Origin of the sequence: Sphingobium sp. B2, from assembly GCF_007693735.1 — a bacterium.
Taxonomy (GTDB): domain Bacteria; phylum Pseudomonadota; class Alphaproteobacteria; order Sphingomonadales; family Sphingomonadaceae; genus Sphingobium; species Sphingobium xenophagum.
The window spans coordinates 3,120,115-3,136,636 of sequence record NZ_VDBZ01000001.1; the positions used below are offsets into that span (position 1 = coordinate 3,120,115).

At 60.6% G+C, this 16,522-nt stretch carries 16 protein-coding genes and 1 pseudogene; 1 reads left to right on the forward strand and 16 read right to left on the reverse strand.

The genetic code is table 11. The features are described from left to right. Positions 1–29 precede the first annotated feature (29 nt). From FE851_RS15200 to FE851_RS15265, 13 genes and pseudogenes are all read right to left on the reverse strand, one after another. Positions 30–1,973: a hypothetical protein gene (locus FE851_RS15200; RefSeq protein WP_145203693.1), complete on the reverse strand. Its 1,944-nt coding sequence runs from the start codon at positions 1,971–1,973 to the stop codon at positions 30–32. A gap of 785 nt (positions 1,974–2,758) precedes the next feature. Further along, positions 2,759–3,205, reverse strand: a pseudogene (locus FE851_RS15210) (IS21 family transposase); the annotation flags it as partial. A 314-nt stretch (positions 3,206–3,519) separates the two neighbouring features. Beyond that, positions 3,520–4,203 (reverse strand): alpha/beta hydrolase, encoded by a 684-nt coding sequence (locus FE851_RS15215; protein ID WP_261370953.1) that lies wholly within the window; start codon positions 4,201–4,203, stop codon positions 3,520–3,522. Beyond that, entirely contained in the window at positions 4,133–5,155 is a 1,023-nt protein-coding gene (locus FE851_RS15220; protein WP_145203699.1) for a hypothetical protein, read from the reverse strand. Before FE851_RS15220 ends, FE851_RS15215 begins: the two co-directional genes overlap by 71 nt. 321 nt (positions 5,156–5,476) lie before the next feature. After that, entirely contained in the window at positions 5,477–5,755 is a 279-nt protein-coding gene (locus FE851_RS15225) for a YciI family protein (RefSeq protein ID WP_261370954.1), read from the reverse strand. 1 nt (position 5,756) lies between these two features. After that, positions 5,757–6,611 (reverse strand): dioxygenase, encoded by an 855-nt coding sequence (locus FE851_RS15230; protein ID WP_145203702.1) that lies wholly within the window; start codon positions 6,609–6,611, stop codon positions 5,757–5,759. Continuing rightward, positions 6,612–7,163, reverse strand: a complete 552-nt coding sequence (locus tag FE851_RS15235; protein ID WP_145203705.1) for an HPP family protein — start codon at positions 7,161–7,163, stop codon at positions 6,612–6,614. It abuts the gene before it with no gap. Between the two features lie 10 nt (positions 7,164–7,173). Beyond that, complete coding sequence (locus FE851_RS15240) at positions 7,174–8,244, reverse strand: maleylacetate reductase (RefSeq protein ID WP_145203708.1); 1,071 nt, start codon at positions 8,242–8,244, stop codon at positions 7,174–7,176. Positions 8,245–8,339: 95 nt separating this feature from the next. After that, positions 8,340–9,302 carry a ring-cleaving dioxygenase gene (locus FE851_RS15245; protein ID WP_145203711.1) on the reverse strand — a complete coding sequence of 321 codons (963 nt, stop codon included), beginning with the start codon at positions 9,300–9,302 and terminating at the stop codon, positions 8,340–8,342. A 187-nt stretch (positions 9,303–9,489) separates the two neighbouring features. Further along, positions 9,490–10,128: a glutathione S-transferase family protein gene (locus FE851_RS15250; protein WP_145203713.1), complete on the reverse strand. Its 639-nt coding sequence runs from the start codon at positions 10,126–10,128 to the stop codon at positions 9,490–9,492. A gap of 19 nt (positions 10,129–10,147) precedes the next feature. Beyond that, entirely contained in the window at positions 10,148–11,044 is an 897-nt protein-coding gene (locus tag FE851_RS15255; RefSeq protein WP_145203716.1) for a LysR family transcriptional regulator, read from the reverse strand. Positions 11,045–11,076: 32 nt separating this feature from the next. Continuing rightward, entirely contained in the window at positions 11,077–12,405 is a 1,329-nt protein-coding gene (locus tag FE851_RS15260) for an MFS transporter (protein ID WP_186378833.1), read from the reverse strand. Between the two features lie 112 nt (positions 12,406–12,517). Beyond that, on the reverse strand, positions 12,518–13,177 hold the full coding sequence (locus tag FE851_RS15265; protein WP_261370996.1) for a transporter: 660 nt from the start codon (positions 13,175–13,177) through the stop codon (positions 12,518–12,520). Here FE851_RS15265 and FE851_RS26830 point away from each other — a divergent pair. Then, a complete protein-coding gene (locus tag FE851_RS26830; RefSeq protein WP_261370955.1) occupies positions 13,139–13,261 on the forward strand; it encodes a hypothetical protein in 123 nt (40 codons plus the stop codon). The two genes, FE851_RS15265 and FE851_RS26830, sit on opposite strands and share 39 nt — an antisense overlap. Before the next feature lie 23 nt (positions 13,262–13,284). On the opposite strand, the gene FE851_RS15270 is transcribed toward FE851_RS26830, so the two are convergent. The 3 genes from FE851_RS15270 to FE851_RS15280 form a co-directional block, all read right to left on the reverse strand. Beyond that, a complete protein-coding gene (locus FE851_RS15270; RefSeq protein ID WP_145203725.1) occupies positions 13,285–13,644 on the reverse strand; it encodes a hypothetical protein in 360 nt (119 codons plus the stop codon). A 260-nt stretch (positions 13,645–13,904) separates the two neighbouring features. After that, positions 13,905–15,155: an aminodeoxychorismate synthase component I gene (pabB, locus tag FE851_RS15275; protein ID WP_145203728.1), complete on the reverse strand. Its 1,251-nt coding sequence runs from the start codon at positions 15,153–15,155 to the stop codon at positions 13,905–13,907. Positions 15,156–15,171: 16 nt separating this feature from the next. Then, complete coding sequence (locus FE851_RS15280; protein ID WP_145203731.1) at positions 15,172–16,389, reverse strand: FAD-dependent oxidoreductase; 1,218 nt, start codon at positions 16,387–16,389, stop codon at positions 15,172–15,174. Positions 16,390–16,522 lie beyond the last annotated feature (133 nt).

Genomic DNA, 16,522 nt, shown 5'->3' on the forward strand with positions numbered 1-16,522 from the left:
TTGTCGTCAGGCGGCCAACATAACTGTCGTCACACATCCGTCAGCGGCTGGGAGGGTTGAAGGAACTGGTCGTTGTGGTTCTGCCAAGTATGCGGGATCAGCAGACGGACCGCAAAAATGATTGCCGCCTTCCATAGATTTTCAGGTGTTATGAAGTATCCTCCCGCATGACCAATCGAATGCACTGAAGAGAAGATCGCCGTCATCGTACCTGAATTTTGCAGATCCGTGCCGTTACAGAAGAAATGCGCGATAGCCCCGTCAGACCAGTGACGGTTTCGGACGCCTGCAGTCTTCAAAAGCGGCGTTATTGCGTTTGTCAGTGGGATAGCATCAACACGATTCTTGCGGGTTCGTGGCAGCCATTCCGCCATCAGATAATCGTTTGGAAAATCAAAGAAGCTTTTTTCGCCGATGACCTCGCCAGCTTTATTTAGTGCAATGGTCTGGATCACTCTGCTCGGAACATTTTCTGCTAAATCCCAAACGAGAAAACCAATGGGAAAGTTGCCCTTCAGATTGTCGAAGGCCTTGCTATGAACGATAAAGCCGTCGAGATACTTGGCAGTCCACCGCTTGCGAAATAGCTCGAAATTGGGGGCGTTGACATATTTAAGCGTGCTGAACATTGCCAGCTTGGCGGTGGGCAATTCGCTGACAATCCTATGAAGAAACTGGACGAACAATTCCCGCGCGGCGTAGCCGAGATCGTTCATGCCATAGCTAACACGATTGGTAGCAATACCGGCCTTGCCAGCATTGCCAATTGAGTTCCCCGCCTCGCCATAAGGCGGGTTAATCAGCACCAGAATCGGCTTCGCGCCCTTCTTGCCCTCGCGCGCATCGGCAATCGCCTGCCGCAGCGCTTGTGGCACCTTGTTCGACAGGCTGTAATCGATAGCGCCAAAGTCGGTCACATCGTCGTTCAGGTAATCGTACTGGAATATCTCCGCCCCGGCGAAGGCCGGGTTGCTGCGCATGATCGTAACGTCTTCCTGATCTAGCGTGGACATGAACACGTTGCGCAGGTTGCTGTGCTTGGCTTCAAGATTGCCCACGCCCGCGCACATGTCCCACACGATGTACTTCTGCTGCCAGTCCGCCCCCAGCGTCGCCGCCAGCTGGTCATAGGCTTTGTCCACGATGTGCAGCGGGGTATAAAACGCGCCCTTGAACTTCTGGTCGTCCATCGGCAGCAGACTGTCGCGCCGTTCCAGCAGGTAATGCCGGTGCTTCTGTTCGGGCGGGCGATGGTAGATGTTCCAGAAATTGCGATAGCCGCGCTCACTCGCCAGTTCATACTGATCAGCCCCGATGATGAACACCGGCTTGTCGCCGCTGAACAGCAGGCGCGCGGGCAGGTTGCGCATCGCCTCGTTGCGCCCGTCGTGCATGATGTCGGCAAAGAACAGCACGGCATAATCCGCCGCGCGCTTCACCCCCAGCTCCACGCCCACCATCGCCACCCACTTGTCGAACACCTGCCGCAGGTTGTCGGGCGTGATCGGGGTGCGGATGATCCGCCCTTCGCGCACCGCATCCTTGGCCGCCTTGATGAATTCGGCCTCGTAAGTGCCGATCTCGTACAGCACGAAATGCGTCTCGATGGTCGGCGCGATCTGCGCCGCCAGCGCCTTGTCCGCCGCAGAGCCGGACTTGGGCCAGACAATGCTCTTGTCCTCCAGCAGCGGCAGCGCGTGTTCGGTCGGCATCAGCGCCGCCTTTTCGCGGTCGATTACGCACAGGAAACCGGGAATCGCCTCACCCCGCTTGCGCGCCGCGCGCACATAGGTCAGCAGTTGCGCGAACATCAGCAGCGGCGGCGTCGGCGCTTCCTTGGCCTCGAACCAGATTTCCGGGGTCTGGATATCGACCAGCCCCTTGAACACGCTCTTCAGCCCTAGCGCCTTGATATAGGCGTCCTTCACGTCCTCTTCGGTGCGGGCAGTGGCAAGCGACTGTGCCAGAGTCATGAAGTGTAATTCCCCGTTCTGCGCTCGAAAATATGACAGGCGGGTATAAGTCAATTTTGGCGATTGGCGATGCTAAAGTCCTTGGTCTGCTCCTCACCTTATCCCCTGTTATCCAGCCGTTCACCATGCATCTCTGAAAGTTGCCAATAAGTTCGATGAAATGGCAATGGTGAGTTTCGGCAAAAGCAGTCATTCTAGCGCGGGTGGGCAACGGCAAAAGTTGGTCGGGGGACGACGGCAAGGGAACGGCAGCTATCCATGCATCCGCACCCCAAACCAGTCAGTCGCCTATCGGCCAGTCCTGCGCATTCCCGGGGAAGATCATCGGGGCCTAAGAATGGCAGGTGTTGGATAAGGACCTGCCATTCCTGTCCGGCTCGCGAACCTCGGTTTTGTCCCACGACGCGGCGTTGGTCCAGGGTGAAATCGACCATTCTTTGCCGCTCAGGGGCCAAATTTCGCTCCCCAGTAGCGGACATCTCCATTGCCGCACTTGGGTCGGTCATCATGTCCGCTTTGTTGGACACCGCGTAATTGATTTAGCCACCCTCCTGGATGAGACGAAGTCGCCATGGCGCTTCAATGCTGGAGGGTGACCAATGGCGATCTTTGCTGGTTTGGATGTTAGTGACAAGACCACCCACATTTGTGTGGTCGACGATGATGGTGCGATCCTGAAGCGCGATGTTGTCGCCAGCGATCCTGACGCACTGGCCAAGTGGCTGACCAAGCATTGTGAAGGCTTGTCCCGGGTGGTGCTGGAGACAGGCCCGCTATCGACCTTCCTTGACGGGCCGGCCATTGAGAAGGGCGTAATCTTCACTCCAATCGAACTGAAAGGCCTCACCGGGCTGGAAGATCAGCGGTACGAATGTGCCGCGCCCACTGGTTTGCTTTTCATATTGGCGTTCGGCCTTCCACGCTCGAGCAAAGGCGGCAACACGGCCGTAGGATCCCTCGTAGCCCAGTTTAACCAGATCTGCATGTAGCTGCTTGGCTGTTCGCTTTTGCTTGCGCGACTTGCCCGATTCCATCCGCAGCCACGTCGTCAATTTTTCGGCAAACTGATCAAGCTTGCTCGGTCGTTTGGGAACCTTGAACGTCGGCTCCACCGCGTCATCGCGCAGATATTTGCGGATCGTGTTGCGCGATAATCCAGTCCGTCGCCTGATCTCGCGAATGGGAATGCCTTGCCGAAAATGCCAGCGGCGGATCACACTGAGTAAGTCCATGTCGATCACTCCGATGCCTCCTGACTGTCAGCCAGGGGCGAGGAAAACATGGGTCAAATCTCAGTGAAAACTTATAACCCTCCCGGGTCACTTCTCAGTGCAAATCAACAATCATCTGGTTGTTGCTTATCAGCAGTACGACCTGGACCGGCCGAAAGCTCTCGCTGTTGATCGAAGCGATGGCATCATGCGCCATCGAGCATCGCGCTGCCCAAATTCTCGCATTGGAAATCACGGACGACATCTTGCAGTCGGCGAATACGATCCGTTCCCTCGATGTTGAGAAGACAGGGTCCGTTTGAGCCTGCAAATCTTCAGTGCCGAGCCTGATGCCATCGGGCGATGCTGGCGATGAGATCGACCGGCACATCGTGCCCACCCTCATATTCCAGGATTGTCGCATCGGCGCCGCTATCGTGCTCAAGATAGGAACGCGCCTGCGCAAACTTCGCGGGCGGGATGACCCAGTTGGAGCGTCCCTGGCAGAAAAGTACCGGCATGCCGTCCAGTCGTTCCGCTGGCAGTGCATCAGTAGCAAAGCAGCCAGCAATCATGATGAGGCCGGCATAATCGGAGGGCGCAGAAAGCGCGATGCTCGCGGCCATCGCGGCGCCATTGGAAAAGCCGCACAGCCAGGGCTTATTCGCACCGTTATCTGCGCTGATCCAACCCGCAACTTTTGGGATCTCGCGCGCCAGGCTTTCTGGGTGGGCGACCCCGATCGCGCGAATGGTGAACCAGGCAAAGCCGCCTCCTTCCCGGATCGGCCCGCGGTAACCACGCAATGTCGCGTCGGGGAAGGCCGCTACCAACGCGCCCGTATCTCGCTCCGTGCCCCCGCGTCCATGCAAAAACACGACATCGGCTGCGTTCGTCCGACCTGGCGTATTAAAGTGAACGACAATGGCTTTCTGCCCGCTTGTTGCTTCACCCATGATCACAAATCGCAGCGTGCAGCATGAGAAGATCGAGCACTGTCGATGGATTTCTGCGGCCAAAGCCGCATTCAGTGGCGATATCGAAGTCCCGACAGAACCGCTGGGCTGCGCCGATGCGCCCCATGGTTCCGGACACCCCATCGCCGTCATGCACGAGACCCAGCGCAATGCGCGTCGGTTCTTCCTGGAGGCTTTTCAGCGGTGCGAAATAGCTGTCGTCGTTGCGCGACAGCGGAACGGGCATGTGCGCAAAATCGAGCGGGCGCCGCGCGGTCCCGTTGATGGCCCGCAAGAGGTCGGCGACGACCGCGAGAGATTCTGGTTCGACGATATGGCGATTGGCCGCATCGCCATAGCAGAAATGGAACCCCAGCTCGACGTCATCGGCGACGAGATCGCAAAGTAGCGCCAGACGTTCAACCGTTCCTTCGAACGGTGGAGCATAAAAGAGGCCCTTGCCGGTTTCGGTGCCGACGACTTCGAAGACGGCGTCCCACTGGATCGCGAGACTGTCGCCCGGAATAGCGGACTGGATTGTTTCAAGTTCCCGCGCGAGCGCATCGAAGAACGCCGGTTCCACATTCTCCTGGTCTTCTGGCAGGAAGAAAGCGCAAGCTAGGCTTGCCGGTGTCGGTAGCGAAACCTGGAATCGACAATCGACCGGCATTTCCCCCTCGGCACGCAAGTGCGAGAAGGATAGCCACGAAGCGATGGCCTCCCGAGCGTAACCCAGGTCCACGAAGCGAACGGGCGTCGTGCGATCGCGGATCCTGAAGAATGTCCGTTCGACGCCGTCGCTTTGGATGAAGCCCGGTATCGCCTCGGTCACAGTGACTGTCTCGAGGTTCGGATTTTGCAGCAAATGAGCCGATTGCCAGCGCACCCAGCGGCTACGAACACCCGTCTCACCATCAGGAATGCGAGAGCAATGCCTGCCAATAGTCCTTACGATCGTCGTGAAGACCGTTTCGGCATCCGTCAGACCGACGCTTCCAACCAAGTGCACATTCATGGGCGATCGCTCCCGCCTGCTTTGTCTTTTTGAATGGCGAAGAGCGGCAGGCCCCTCCAAAGCATGATGAGGAGCGCCATGCCGCCTGTCAGCCGGGAGAGGAGCGATCAACCGGACCAACCCGCCCGGCAATGCCGGATGGCTGATAGTGGATATGGGAAAATTGTGATGGCCCTTCCCGGTCATGCATGAGTGTCGGTCTATGCATATGACTCGCCTCGCCAAGCGGATGGCCCGGCACCATCTGCCCGCAATTGGGAGACATGATGGGCATGCCCTCCGGCGGCTCGGTACGCTTGAAGAACCCGCGGGACGATGATCTCAGCCGATGTGGCGATCCCAGCGGACCAGCTTCACCGTTTCGAAGAGGCCCACGCTGGTGAACGGGTCGCCTTCATGGAAGGCCTCTACTTCACGCAGACTGCCGGCCTCGAGGATGATCATGCTACCGACCATCGACCCGTCCTCGGCCAGCAGGGGACCGGCCTGGACAATCTTGTCCGCGGCGGATGCGAGGTAGGCGCGATGCCCCGGTCGATGCTCGTCGCGAAGGCTTTGGGAATGTGGCTTGTCGAGGCAGAGGCGCAGATAAAGCATCATTCTATCCTTGGTCAGCGGGAGTATCGGGTCTGGGCGCGAGTACAAGCCGATTGCACAGCCGCATCCCGCCGCCGTTCGGTTCGAAGCGGCAGATTGTCGAGTTGAGCACGCCGAATACCGCATCATCGTCGAGATGGGGGTCGAGCTCATCGAACGCATGGGTGACGAGGGTCGAGAAGCCCGCATGCTCCACGCGGAAATGCAAATGGGCCGGGCGGTAAGGCGAACGGCGGGTGGCACGCATATAGTCGCCCACCGGGCCGTCCATCGGAATCGGGTAGCTGACGGGCATGATCGTGCGAAAGCGAATCCTGCCGTCGAGACCGGTTCGGAAATTGCCGCGAAAGCGAACGCGTTGGGGCGTCCAGTCCGGATTCTGCGTATCATAGGTGCCATGCGTATCGGCATGCCAGACTTCGACCAGGGCGCCCGTGACGGGATCGCCCGAAGCCGTTTCCACCCTCGTTTCGACGATCAGCCTTTGTCCCGGCGCTGCTTCGGAAATGTCGTAGCCATGGGGACGCTCCGGCGCATCTTTGACATGAAATGGCCCGAAGACGGTTTGTTCGGTCGCCCCCTTTATCCGGCGATGAGCCTTCGACACGACCAGTTGTGAAAGGCCTAATACATCGGATAGCAGGATGAACTCTTGCCGCCGATCATCACATGCATGGCCGGTGCGGGTCAGGAACGCGATGCCTTGCAGCCATTCCTCCTCTGTAAGGTCCACATCCCGTGCGAAAGCGTGAAGATGCTCGGTAAGGGATGCGAGGATGTTCCGCAGACGCGCGCCGGGCATGCCTTCCATGCGCCTGAGCACCTCTGCGGTGATGCTCTGCGTGTCCAGATCGCGCATTTATATCCTCCCGCCCAGAACGCGGCAGCCGCCGCCCTGCAGCACCATCGCGAGGAGCGCCAAGCCAATAGCGCCCAACGCTGCAGTGCCGAGAAAGGCGACAGCGTCATGCGGAGCGGAAAATGCAAAGGCGGCGTTTGCCATGGCGGGTGGATGGAGAAGATCGGCCAGCATCACGATCGCGATGCTGATGGCGACCGCGGTACCGAGCGAGCAGGGGGTCGCGGCAAGACCGCTGCTGCAGACAAGGCCGACCGTTGCGGCGGTGATATGGCTGGCCGCGATACGCCGGGGATGGCACGCTCGCGCCGCCGGAGTCGACAGCAGGATCGCGGCACTCGATGCCCAGGATGTGAAGAAGATCGCGGTGCCGCCCAAGCCCGCGATGCTCCCCAGGGTCGCGATGACCAGGCCCGCTGACGCCGCTATCAGCAAAGTGCGCCGGACGGACCCTGTTGGCGGCATCACCGCGTCGATCCAACCTGTCAACGTGGGTGAAAGCCTGACAGAAAGGCTGGGGTCGCCTGCCGTCCCCTTGTCGTCGCGCACCATTCCGACCTCCTCAGGCCGCTTCCATCACCGGCACCGGTCGCAAGCCGGCGTGAGCACGGGTGAGAAGACGAACGATCCCTTCCTTCGTGATCGGACGCGGGTTGGGATAGGGATTGCGCACGGCAAGTTCCGCTGCGCGTCCGATCCCGTCCTCGGGCATCCCCAGCTTTGCGAGCGACATCTCCGCGCCCAGCGACTTTGCCAGATCGTAGAGGGCAGCCGCGGGATCTTCCCCCCCAAGGGCACGCTTTGCTCGCGCCATCGCCTCGGGGGCTGCTGGCGCGTTGTAGGCGATGGCATGCGGCAACACCGCAGTGTGCGTTTCCGCATGCGGCATGTCGAACGTGCCGCCCAATGTGTGGCAAAGCTTGTGGTGGAGCGCCACGCTGGCAGCGCCAAGGACCATTCCAGCGAGCCAGCATCCGTAGAGCGCTTCACCGCGAGCCGCCCGGTCCTGAGGGTGTTCCCTGATCACGGGAAGACTGCGCGCCAGCGTGCGAATGCCTTCTTCGGCCATGACGGATACGATCGGGTTGCCGTCCACCGCATAAAGCCCCTCCATGCAATGCGCGATGGCATTGAGGCCGCTCGCAACCGACAGAGCGGGCGGGAGCGAAAGCGTGAGATTCGGGTCGTAGATCACCGTTGCCGGCAACACGCGCCGGTCGCGCCCTGTGGTCTTGACGCCGTTTTCCGTCATGCCCCATATCGGCGTCACTTCCGAACCGGCATAGGTCGTCGGGATCACGACCGAGGGAAGGCCGATCTTGAGCGAGAGCGCCTTTGCCAGCCCCGTCGTAGATCCGCCGCCGAGCGCTACCGTGCAATCGGCGTCGAGTTGTCGCGCCAGGCTGATTGCTGCGTCCACTGTCGGCGCGGGCACGTGCATCACGGCTTGGTCGAACAGTCCCACACCCAATTCGCCAAGACTTTCACGCAGACGTCGTGCGTCAGCGCCCTGTTCCGCGGTAGATAGAACCAAGGCGCGCTTGCCTACTCGCTCGACTTCAGCCGGAACCTGGTCGATCGAGCCGGCACCGAATATGATCCGATAGGGCAGGGGTTCATACAAGAATTGCATCGCGCAGTTCCTCTCCGCTTGCCGCCTCGCGGACGGCGGTGGTCTTCAATAGGTGTGAAAGCCGCCGGCCGGGATGCCGACGGCTTTCGCGGCGATCAGACGAGTATCGGGTCATCGTCCATCGCTTTCTGGATGAGCTCCTTCTTGTCGTCGAACTGCGGGGACACCTTGAGATCCGTGCCGAGCGTCGCCTCGGGCTCGTCATGCGTGAAGCCGAGGCTGTGGGTCGCTTCGAACATCACGCCGCCCGGCGTGCGGACATAGATCGATTCGAAATATCCGCGGTTCTTGCGATCCGAGAAGTCGGTGAAGCCCATTCCTTCCGTGTCGAACTTGAGCTGGGCCTGGATGTCCATGTCCGGAACGGCGAACGCTCCGTGGTGGATGATCCCTTCCGAAATCGTCCAGCTTCCCTGCCGCTTGCCGGGTTCGTGAAGGATGTCGATCAGCTTGCCCGGACCGTCATCGCTCCGCACCGCGTAGCGATACATGTCGCCTTCTTGGCCGACCTTCTCGAAATTCCAGGCGTTGTTCATGAACCAGTCCATGTCCTCCATCTCGTTGACGGAGGCGGTCCAGCTGTGGAAGCCCCGGACGGCATGCTCGATCGGGACATATTCGGATTTCCAGGGGGTACGATCATCGTTCGCGTCCTCGACTACCTCGAACGCGATGCCGCAATCGGGATGCTCGAAACCGACGAACGCCTGACCGAAGCGCTCGCGCGGCTCTGAGGTCAGGATGCCATGGTTGGCGAGATGGCGCACCCACCAGCCCAGCGAGCCCTTCGGAATGGCATAGGACACGGTGGTGAACTGGTTTGCGCCCCTCCGACCCTTGATGCCCGTCCGGCGGGTGGGGAAGGTCGTCATCACCGTGCCGGGCGTACCGAGTTGGTCCGCGAAATACAGATGATAGATGGGAATGCTGCCGTCGTAGAACAGCGTGCGCTTGACAAAGCGCTGTCCCATTACCTTTACGAAAAAGTCGATGTCGCCCTGCGCAGTTCCAGTGCAAAGGGTAATATGATGCAGGCCAGTAACGCGGTTCTCTGTCATAATCACTCTCCCATGACGCGAGTTTGATGGGTGTATTCGGAAGGCACCTGTTCAGGCGGTCGATGGTTTTCTGTTCGACCAGCGCAGTGATGCGCTTCCAACGTGGCGTCACACTAGCAGCTGGGAAGCGTTTGACGACGCAGATCGCCGAATACCCAGTATTCGGAAAATGGATGAGGCAGCACCATCATGCCGTCTGGATCAGGCCTTCAGCGACCATGGCGCGCCTGATCGAAGGCCTGTCCACTAGCCGTTCGCAAAGCGCGTCCAAGCCGGGCCTCGGTTCCAGTTTTCCAGCCAGAACGGGACGCTGCATCCAGAGCAGAAATACGAACAGATAGAGATCTACAAGACTGATCCGCTCCCCCAGCGCATAGGTGCTCTCCCCGATTTTGCGTTCGAGAGCGGCGAGCGTCCTGTTGAGCGACGCCAAGCCGACGGCCGCGACATCCGCTTGGCCGGCCTCCGTGGTTGCAAGCCGTCCGGGTCGGAAAAGGGGCCGGAATGCGACATGTACCGTGCTCGAGAGCAGCGCGAGCCATTCCAGCGCCCGAATCCTCTCGAATGAGCCTATGGGCGGCAGTAGCGTGCCCTGCTCCGCGCGATCGGCGATGTAGGAGAGTATGGCGATATTTTCGGTCAGGATGATGCCGTCCACCTCCAGCGCGGGGACTCTGCCCCAGATATTCTTTTCCAGATATTCGGGCGCCTCATTGGCGCCCGCGGCAAGGTCGATCTTGACGAGACGATGTTCGATCCCGGCCTCCTCCAGAGCCGCGTGAGAAGCGAGCGAACAGGATCCGGGATTATAATAGAGCGTGAGCATGGACGTTCTTCTCCTGGCTTCAGGTCTCAAGGCCCCGTAGCCTTGCGATGGTGTGGCGCAGCCACATGTTTCCCGGCTCCCGGTCGAAGCGATCGTGCCAATATTGCTTGACCGTAAAGCCCGGCAGATCGATCGGAGGCGCCATCGTCCGCGCCGCACCGGCGTTGACGATCTCGGCCACCCGCGACGGCGCCGTAAGAATGAGATCCGAGCGCTCTGCGATATGCGCGCTGAGCAGAAAATTCTCCGAGACGACGCGGACTTGGTTCTCGCCGATGATTTCGAGGATGCGGCGCTCGACCTCTTCGTGGATGTGTCCCAGCGGCCTTCCGTCGACCAGGATGTGACGAGCGCGGCGATAGGTGTCGAGCGACAGCTCTCCATGCGTTGCGAGAGCCTTGGGTACCACGCAGACATATGTTTCCGTAAAGAGCGTCTGCTCGCGGATTCCACTGTAGAGCGTGGGGAAGCTGCCGATCGCAACATCGACTTCCCCCGCTTCCAATTGTGTGATGAGCCGTTGCCGGCCAAGCGGCGTCGCAGTGAATCTGACGTGCGGCGCGGAGGTCGCTGCCCATTGCTCGAGCCTGGGCAGCGTCAGCAGATGGCCCATATCCGATGCCGCGATGAAGAAATTCCGGCGGGACGATCCTGCTTCGAAAATCGAATCGGAAACGAGGCGCGTGCGATAGATTTCAAGCGCTTCGGACACGCCCGCCGCAGCAGAAATGGCGATCGAGGTGGGCTCAAATCCATGGCTGGTCCGCACGAAGAGCGGGTTGTCGAAATGCTCGCGCAAATGGCGCAGGTGGCGGCTGATCGTGGGCTGCGGCATGTCGAGCGCCTCCGCCGCCTGGGTGACGCTCTTGAGCCTCATGAGCGCTTCGAAGACAGTAAGGTGCAGGAAAGACAGCATGGGATCCGCCTCGTCGGTGCCGATGCCTCGAGTCAGGCCCGGCTGGCTGCCAACGCCGCCTCAGCTGCCGGAGGCCTTACGGCGAACAGAAGCAGAGCGGATAGGGCGGCAGCCGGCGCGATCACCATGATCGATTGACCGGCCGAAAAGCCCAGCCCGAGCAATAGCCCTCCGATCAGCGGGCCCACCACAGCTCCGCCGCGTCCGATGCCGGTCGCAAAGCCGGTAGCGGTGGCACGGAATGCGGTCGGGAAGCGCTGCATGAAAATCGCGTAGAACCCCGTCACGGCGCCGAAGAGGAAAAGGCCGAGCACGAAGCTGGAAGCGATCATGAGGCCGAGTTCATTTGGTATCCCGCTGAAAACGCAGAGCATGCCGGTCGTCGCTATGAGGAAGAATGCGACGAGAGCCTTCATCGCGATCATTTGCGCGAGATAACCGATACACACGCCCCCCACGACACCGCCAACACTGAAGATCGCCGACAACCGGATGGCAACGCTCGCTTCAAAGCTGCGGCTCGCGACGATGGAAGGAAGCCAGCCGGAAAAGAAGTAAAAGGTGAGCATCACCAGAAAATAGCTAAGGGTCAGTTGCAGGGTCACGTTGCGGATCGGCGATCGCATCAGTTCGATCACATTCGCCCGCGGCGTTGCATTCGCCGCCCGCGGCAGGCTATCCACGGGCGTGTGCCCGAGTTTCACCAGGACGCCGTTGACTCGCTCCAACGCGCCCGGCCCTCGATGGGTGACGAGATACTGGATCGATTCGGGCATGCCCAGTATCACCAGCGGGATGGTGACGGCCGACGCGATGCCTCCGAAAGCCAGGATCGCGCGCCATCCGAAGGTCGACATCAATTCGGCCGAAGCGAGCCCGCCAAAAAGGCCGCCGAGCGGGTAGCCCACAGCGAGGATGCACACCACCAAGTCGCGCCGGCGGGCATTCGCATATTCCGCGCCTGCCGCCGTGGCAGTCGGCAGCATGGCCCCGATGCCGATACCGGTCAGGATCCGGCACAGAGCCAGCGTCACCACGGAAAAGCTCGCGGCCGATGCCAGCATCCCGACGGTCATCAGCGCGAGGCAGAGAAGCATGGACGGCCGGCGCCCGATGCGATCCGCGAGCGGCGCCAGCAGCAGCGCGCCGATGGCCATTCCGACCAGCCCCGCGGAAAGGATGACGCCGATCTGGGCCGGCGCGATCCTCCAGTCGGCCGCGATCCCGGGCGCTGCAAAGGAGATTGCCAGGACATCGAAGCCGTCGAGGATGTTCAGGACGATGGCGATGCCGACCGCCAGCTTCTGTGCGCGGCCCATCGGCGCCAGGTCGAGCCGCGCCACGATATCATTTGGTTCCATAGGGTCCTCTCCTCGCGCAGCGGAAGTGGCAGCGCATTTTTCCGATGCGTAACGTGGAATGGTCCATCGGCTGACGCCGCTGTTCCGATAGTCACTATCGATTTTGCCGATGTCAGTTGAGCGGCATGGAGAATTGCAGCCAAAGCCGATTGCCCTTGGCGCGGTTCTCGACGGCGAACTCATGTTGCCATTTGAAGAGCAGGCCGCCGCGTTCGAACAAATTCAGCTTCACTTGGGGACCGATCGCCGCAGACTGCCCCCGAAAGCCGCCAGGGACAGCCTCTCCGTTCAGCCGGTCATCCTGCACCTGTTTGTGGAAATAGCCTTGCAGCCCCACCTGCAGGCGCTGGAAATCCGGGAGCGGTCGGTAGCTGGCGCTCGCGTCGATCGTGACGGCATTGCCCGACCGGTAGTCGGTGGCCTTGTTCTTCCAGTTGATTTCAGGGACAAACGATGCCGACAGTTCAGCGCGCCGGGTGGGAAGCCACGTGACGTGAAGGGCCGGAGCAAGCGTGTAGTAGTTGTAGCCCAGATTGACCATGCGGCCACGGCGATAGCTTCCGGTGGGCACCCAGAAGTCCGTCCCGATATAGGCGCCGAAAGTCTTCGACTTGTTGGTATAGCTAATATAGAGCAGTTCTAGGTTCAGGTCGGTAAAGCCTGTCTTCGACATGCTTCGCCCGTTCGAGCGTACCGAAGTGCGCGCGATCGTCGGAATGATGCCGGACGAGAAATGGAGGCCGCCTATCTCGACTGGGTAGGGGTAGGCGATGCGCGGGGCATCGACGGCGACTTCCGCGTGGAAGTCGGGAACGACCGACTGACCTGTCTCTTATACACATCGAGATGGGTATAAGAGACAGCGCGGCGGCCTGCTCTTCAAATGCTGTCTCTTATACACATCGAGATGTGTATAAGAGACAGGGTGTAGACGATGCGCGGGGCATCGACGGCGATTTCCGCGTGGAAGTCGGGAACGACCGACTGACCGTGCCCATCGACGACTTCGTCCGCGATGTAAAGTTGGGAATAATTGTAGAACTGGAGTTTGCCGGGCGGCGGCAACATTCCGTTTGCGGTCGTGTTGACGCCGGTGGGATAGTGACTGAGGCCGCCCTCGCTCGCAAGGGCAGCGCCAGGCGAGAACGCCACCAGCAAGCCGACCACGACTGGGATCAATCGCCTTTCGATTTGTTGGTCATGCTTCGATCGCGCGGCGCGGGGGTAGTCCAAGCCCACATCACTCTCCTGTCAGTTTCGCTGTATGGTGGCCATCGCTATCCGCGATGCCACTTTCGATGGGGCCTGACGCCGTCATCGGGAGAGACTTTGAATGAGCCCATTCAGTATCTCCAATATGGAGAGCGGATTGGCTCTATGGGAAAACCGGATAGAAAAATGTTCTACGGTCGTGCGTTAAGGCGCGCCGCTGCATGACGTGGTCCGCAGCGTCTATGACCTTGGCCAACGGTAAAAGCCCAGCCTTGGACGCCCTTCGTTCAGGCGAACCCGCCTTCCAGAAAAGCGCCCTTCATCAGGCATTCCGACCATTCCCCCATGGGCTGTGAGTCGGCAACGACCGCCGAGCCCAGGCCCATTGTTGCTTCCGTCGCTGTGCCTTTGCAGGCGATCGTCCTGATCGCCAAGTTGAAGCCGCTCGTTCCATCCGGCCCGGCGAAGCCGATCGAGCCGGTGTAGAGACCCCGCGGGCCGCTCTCCAGTTCGGAAATGATCTCCATCGCCCTCATCTTCGGAGCGCCGGTAACGGAACCGCACGGAAATGCGGCCGCCATCAGGTCGAACACGTCGCGTCCCTCGCTCAACATCGCCGTGATCGTCGATGTGAGCTGATGAACGGTGGGATAGGTTTCCACCTCGAAGAGCCGCGGCACTGCGACCGAGCCTGCCCGGGCAACACGACCTATGTCGTTGCGAAGCAGATCGACGATCATCAGGTTTTCGGCGCGATCCTTCACGCTCTTTTGCAACGCGGCTGCGGCGGCGCCATCCAGGCGGCAATCGTCGTGCCGGCGGGCGGTCCCTTTCATCGGCCGGGCGACGATTCTTCCCTGCGGCTCGATCGCGAAGAACAGTTCCGGGGAAAAGGACAGGAAGAGGTCGCTGCCGGTATGGACCAACCCGCCCCAACCTGCTCGCTGCGCACCACGCAGCAGTCGGTACCGACCCCATGGATCGGTAAGTTCCAGCCGGTTCTGAAACGTCAGATTGATCTGGTATACGTCGCCCGCTCGGATGAATTCGAGTGCTTGCTCGGCTGCGCGCGCATAATCGTCGAATGTCCAGCAGGGCCGCAGGTCCAGGGTATTGTGTGTCTTTCCAGTCGGGAAGGCGGTCGCAGCAACACGCCGAGGTGCCGGGAATATGCCGAACCAAGCGAGGGGCGATCCGGCGCCTGCGGCGTGCAAAGGCTTGCGCGCGGGATTGAACGCAAGGCGGGCTTCATAGGTCAGATAGCCAGCGACATAGTGGCCATCGGCTAGGGCCCTGCGCGCAGCATCGAGCAAGGGGGCGATTTCGCCCGGCTGGCTCGCCTGCAAGACGGCCATGGGATCGCGAAACAGGAACAGGCCATCCGAACGCGCATCATCGAGGAGAACCAGGGGGGCGGATGTGTCGATTCTTCCCCCTGCGCCTGCCTTGCCATGCAACAGGTCGAGCCAGCCGCGCGGAAGGGGAGTACCGGTACGTCCCTTCCGCGCGGCTGCAGATGTCGGATCAGGTTCTCCCATTGCGGGCTCGTCCGGGTCACTCGATCTCGGCCGCGGCCCTCACCGAATTGATCATCGATGATTCCAGAAGATGGCTGAGCGCACGCTCGGGACTGCCGGCGATCGCACCAAGTTCCTCTTGAGACCGGCGGCGAACTTCGGGATCGCGCTCGTCGATCATCTTCTTGTTCCGGATGCTCGCCTTCTGGACGAATTCGATATTGCTCGTCCGACGCTGCCGATCGTAGCGGTCAAGCACCGTGTCATCGGATCGGCCGTGCCACACGTCCGCAAGCTTCGCGGCGAGATTGGCGGCATCCTGCACACCGCTGTTGAGGCCAAATCCGCCGAGCGGATTGTTGATATGGGCGGCATCGCCGACCAGCATGACCCGACCGCGACGGAATTCGGCGGCGACGCGCTGGTGCACCCTGCAGATGCCCGAATAGCGGACAGTGAGCTTCTCCGCGCCCGAGATCACGTCTACGAGCCGTTCCTGCACGCTCGCAGGATCGAGTACCTCTTCGTCGGAGAGCGCAGGATCGGTTGGATAGGTAACACGCCAGTTCGGCTCACCCGCCTCGTCCTCCAGCCGCAGAACCACGGCCCAGCGATCCGGATCGGTTACATAATTGGTATAAGCAAAGCCATATTTCTCCAGGTCATCGGCGAGATTGGTCACAACGAAGCGCTCGGGCCATGTAAAGCCCTCGAACGCGATGCCCGACGCCTTTCTGACCTGGCTGCGTGCGCCGTCTGCGCCGATCAGCCATCGGCCGGTAAGCTCGGATGCAGCGCCCACATCGTCCGTATAGTGGACGATGACGCCGTCGGCCTGCTCCTCGAAGCCGGTCACGCGATGGCCGAAGCGTACTTCGGCCATCGGCTGCTTTGCCAGCGCGGCGAGCAGGACCGGAACCACCTTCTGCTGGCCCAGATGGAAACGATAGGGATAGGCGGTGTGATCCTTCAGCACGCCCAGATCGAACTCGGCCACGATACTGCCGTCGCGGTTGCGAACCTGCCAGAGCGGGATTTTGAGGCCGATCGCCATCAGATCGTCCAGCACGCCGAGCCGTTCCAGGACTTCGAGCGTGGGTGGATGAAAGGCAGCGCCGCGTGGATCCTGGATCGGCGTGGTCTCCGCCTCTAGGACGAGAACCGGGACGCCTCTCTGGACAAGATCGAGCGCGGTGATCAGGCCGACCGGCCCACCACCCACCACAATCGCGCGATCTTCAAAGGTCTGCGTCATCCTCTACCCCCGGAATCTGTTTTCGCGGGAGCGCACGGTGCGATTCCCGAAATTCGAATTTGGTCGCCCGTCCGACGGCTCTCCAGATCGAAGATCAGATAGTCACAATTCGGAATTTGAATGTGACCCTGCG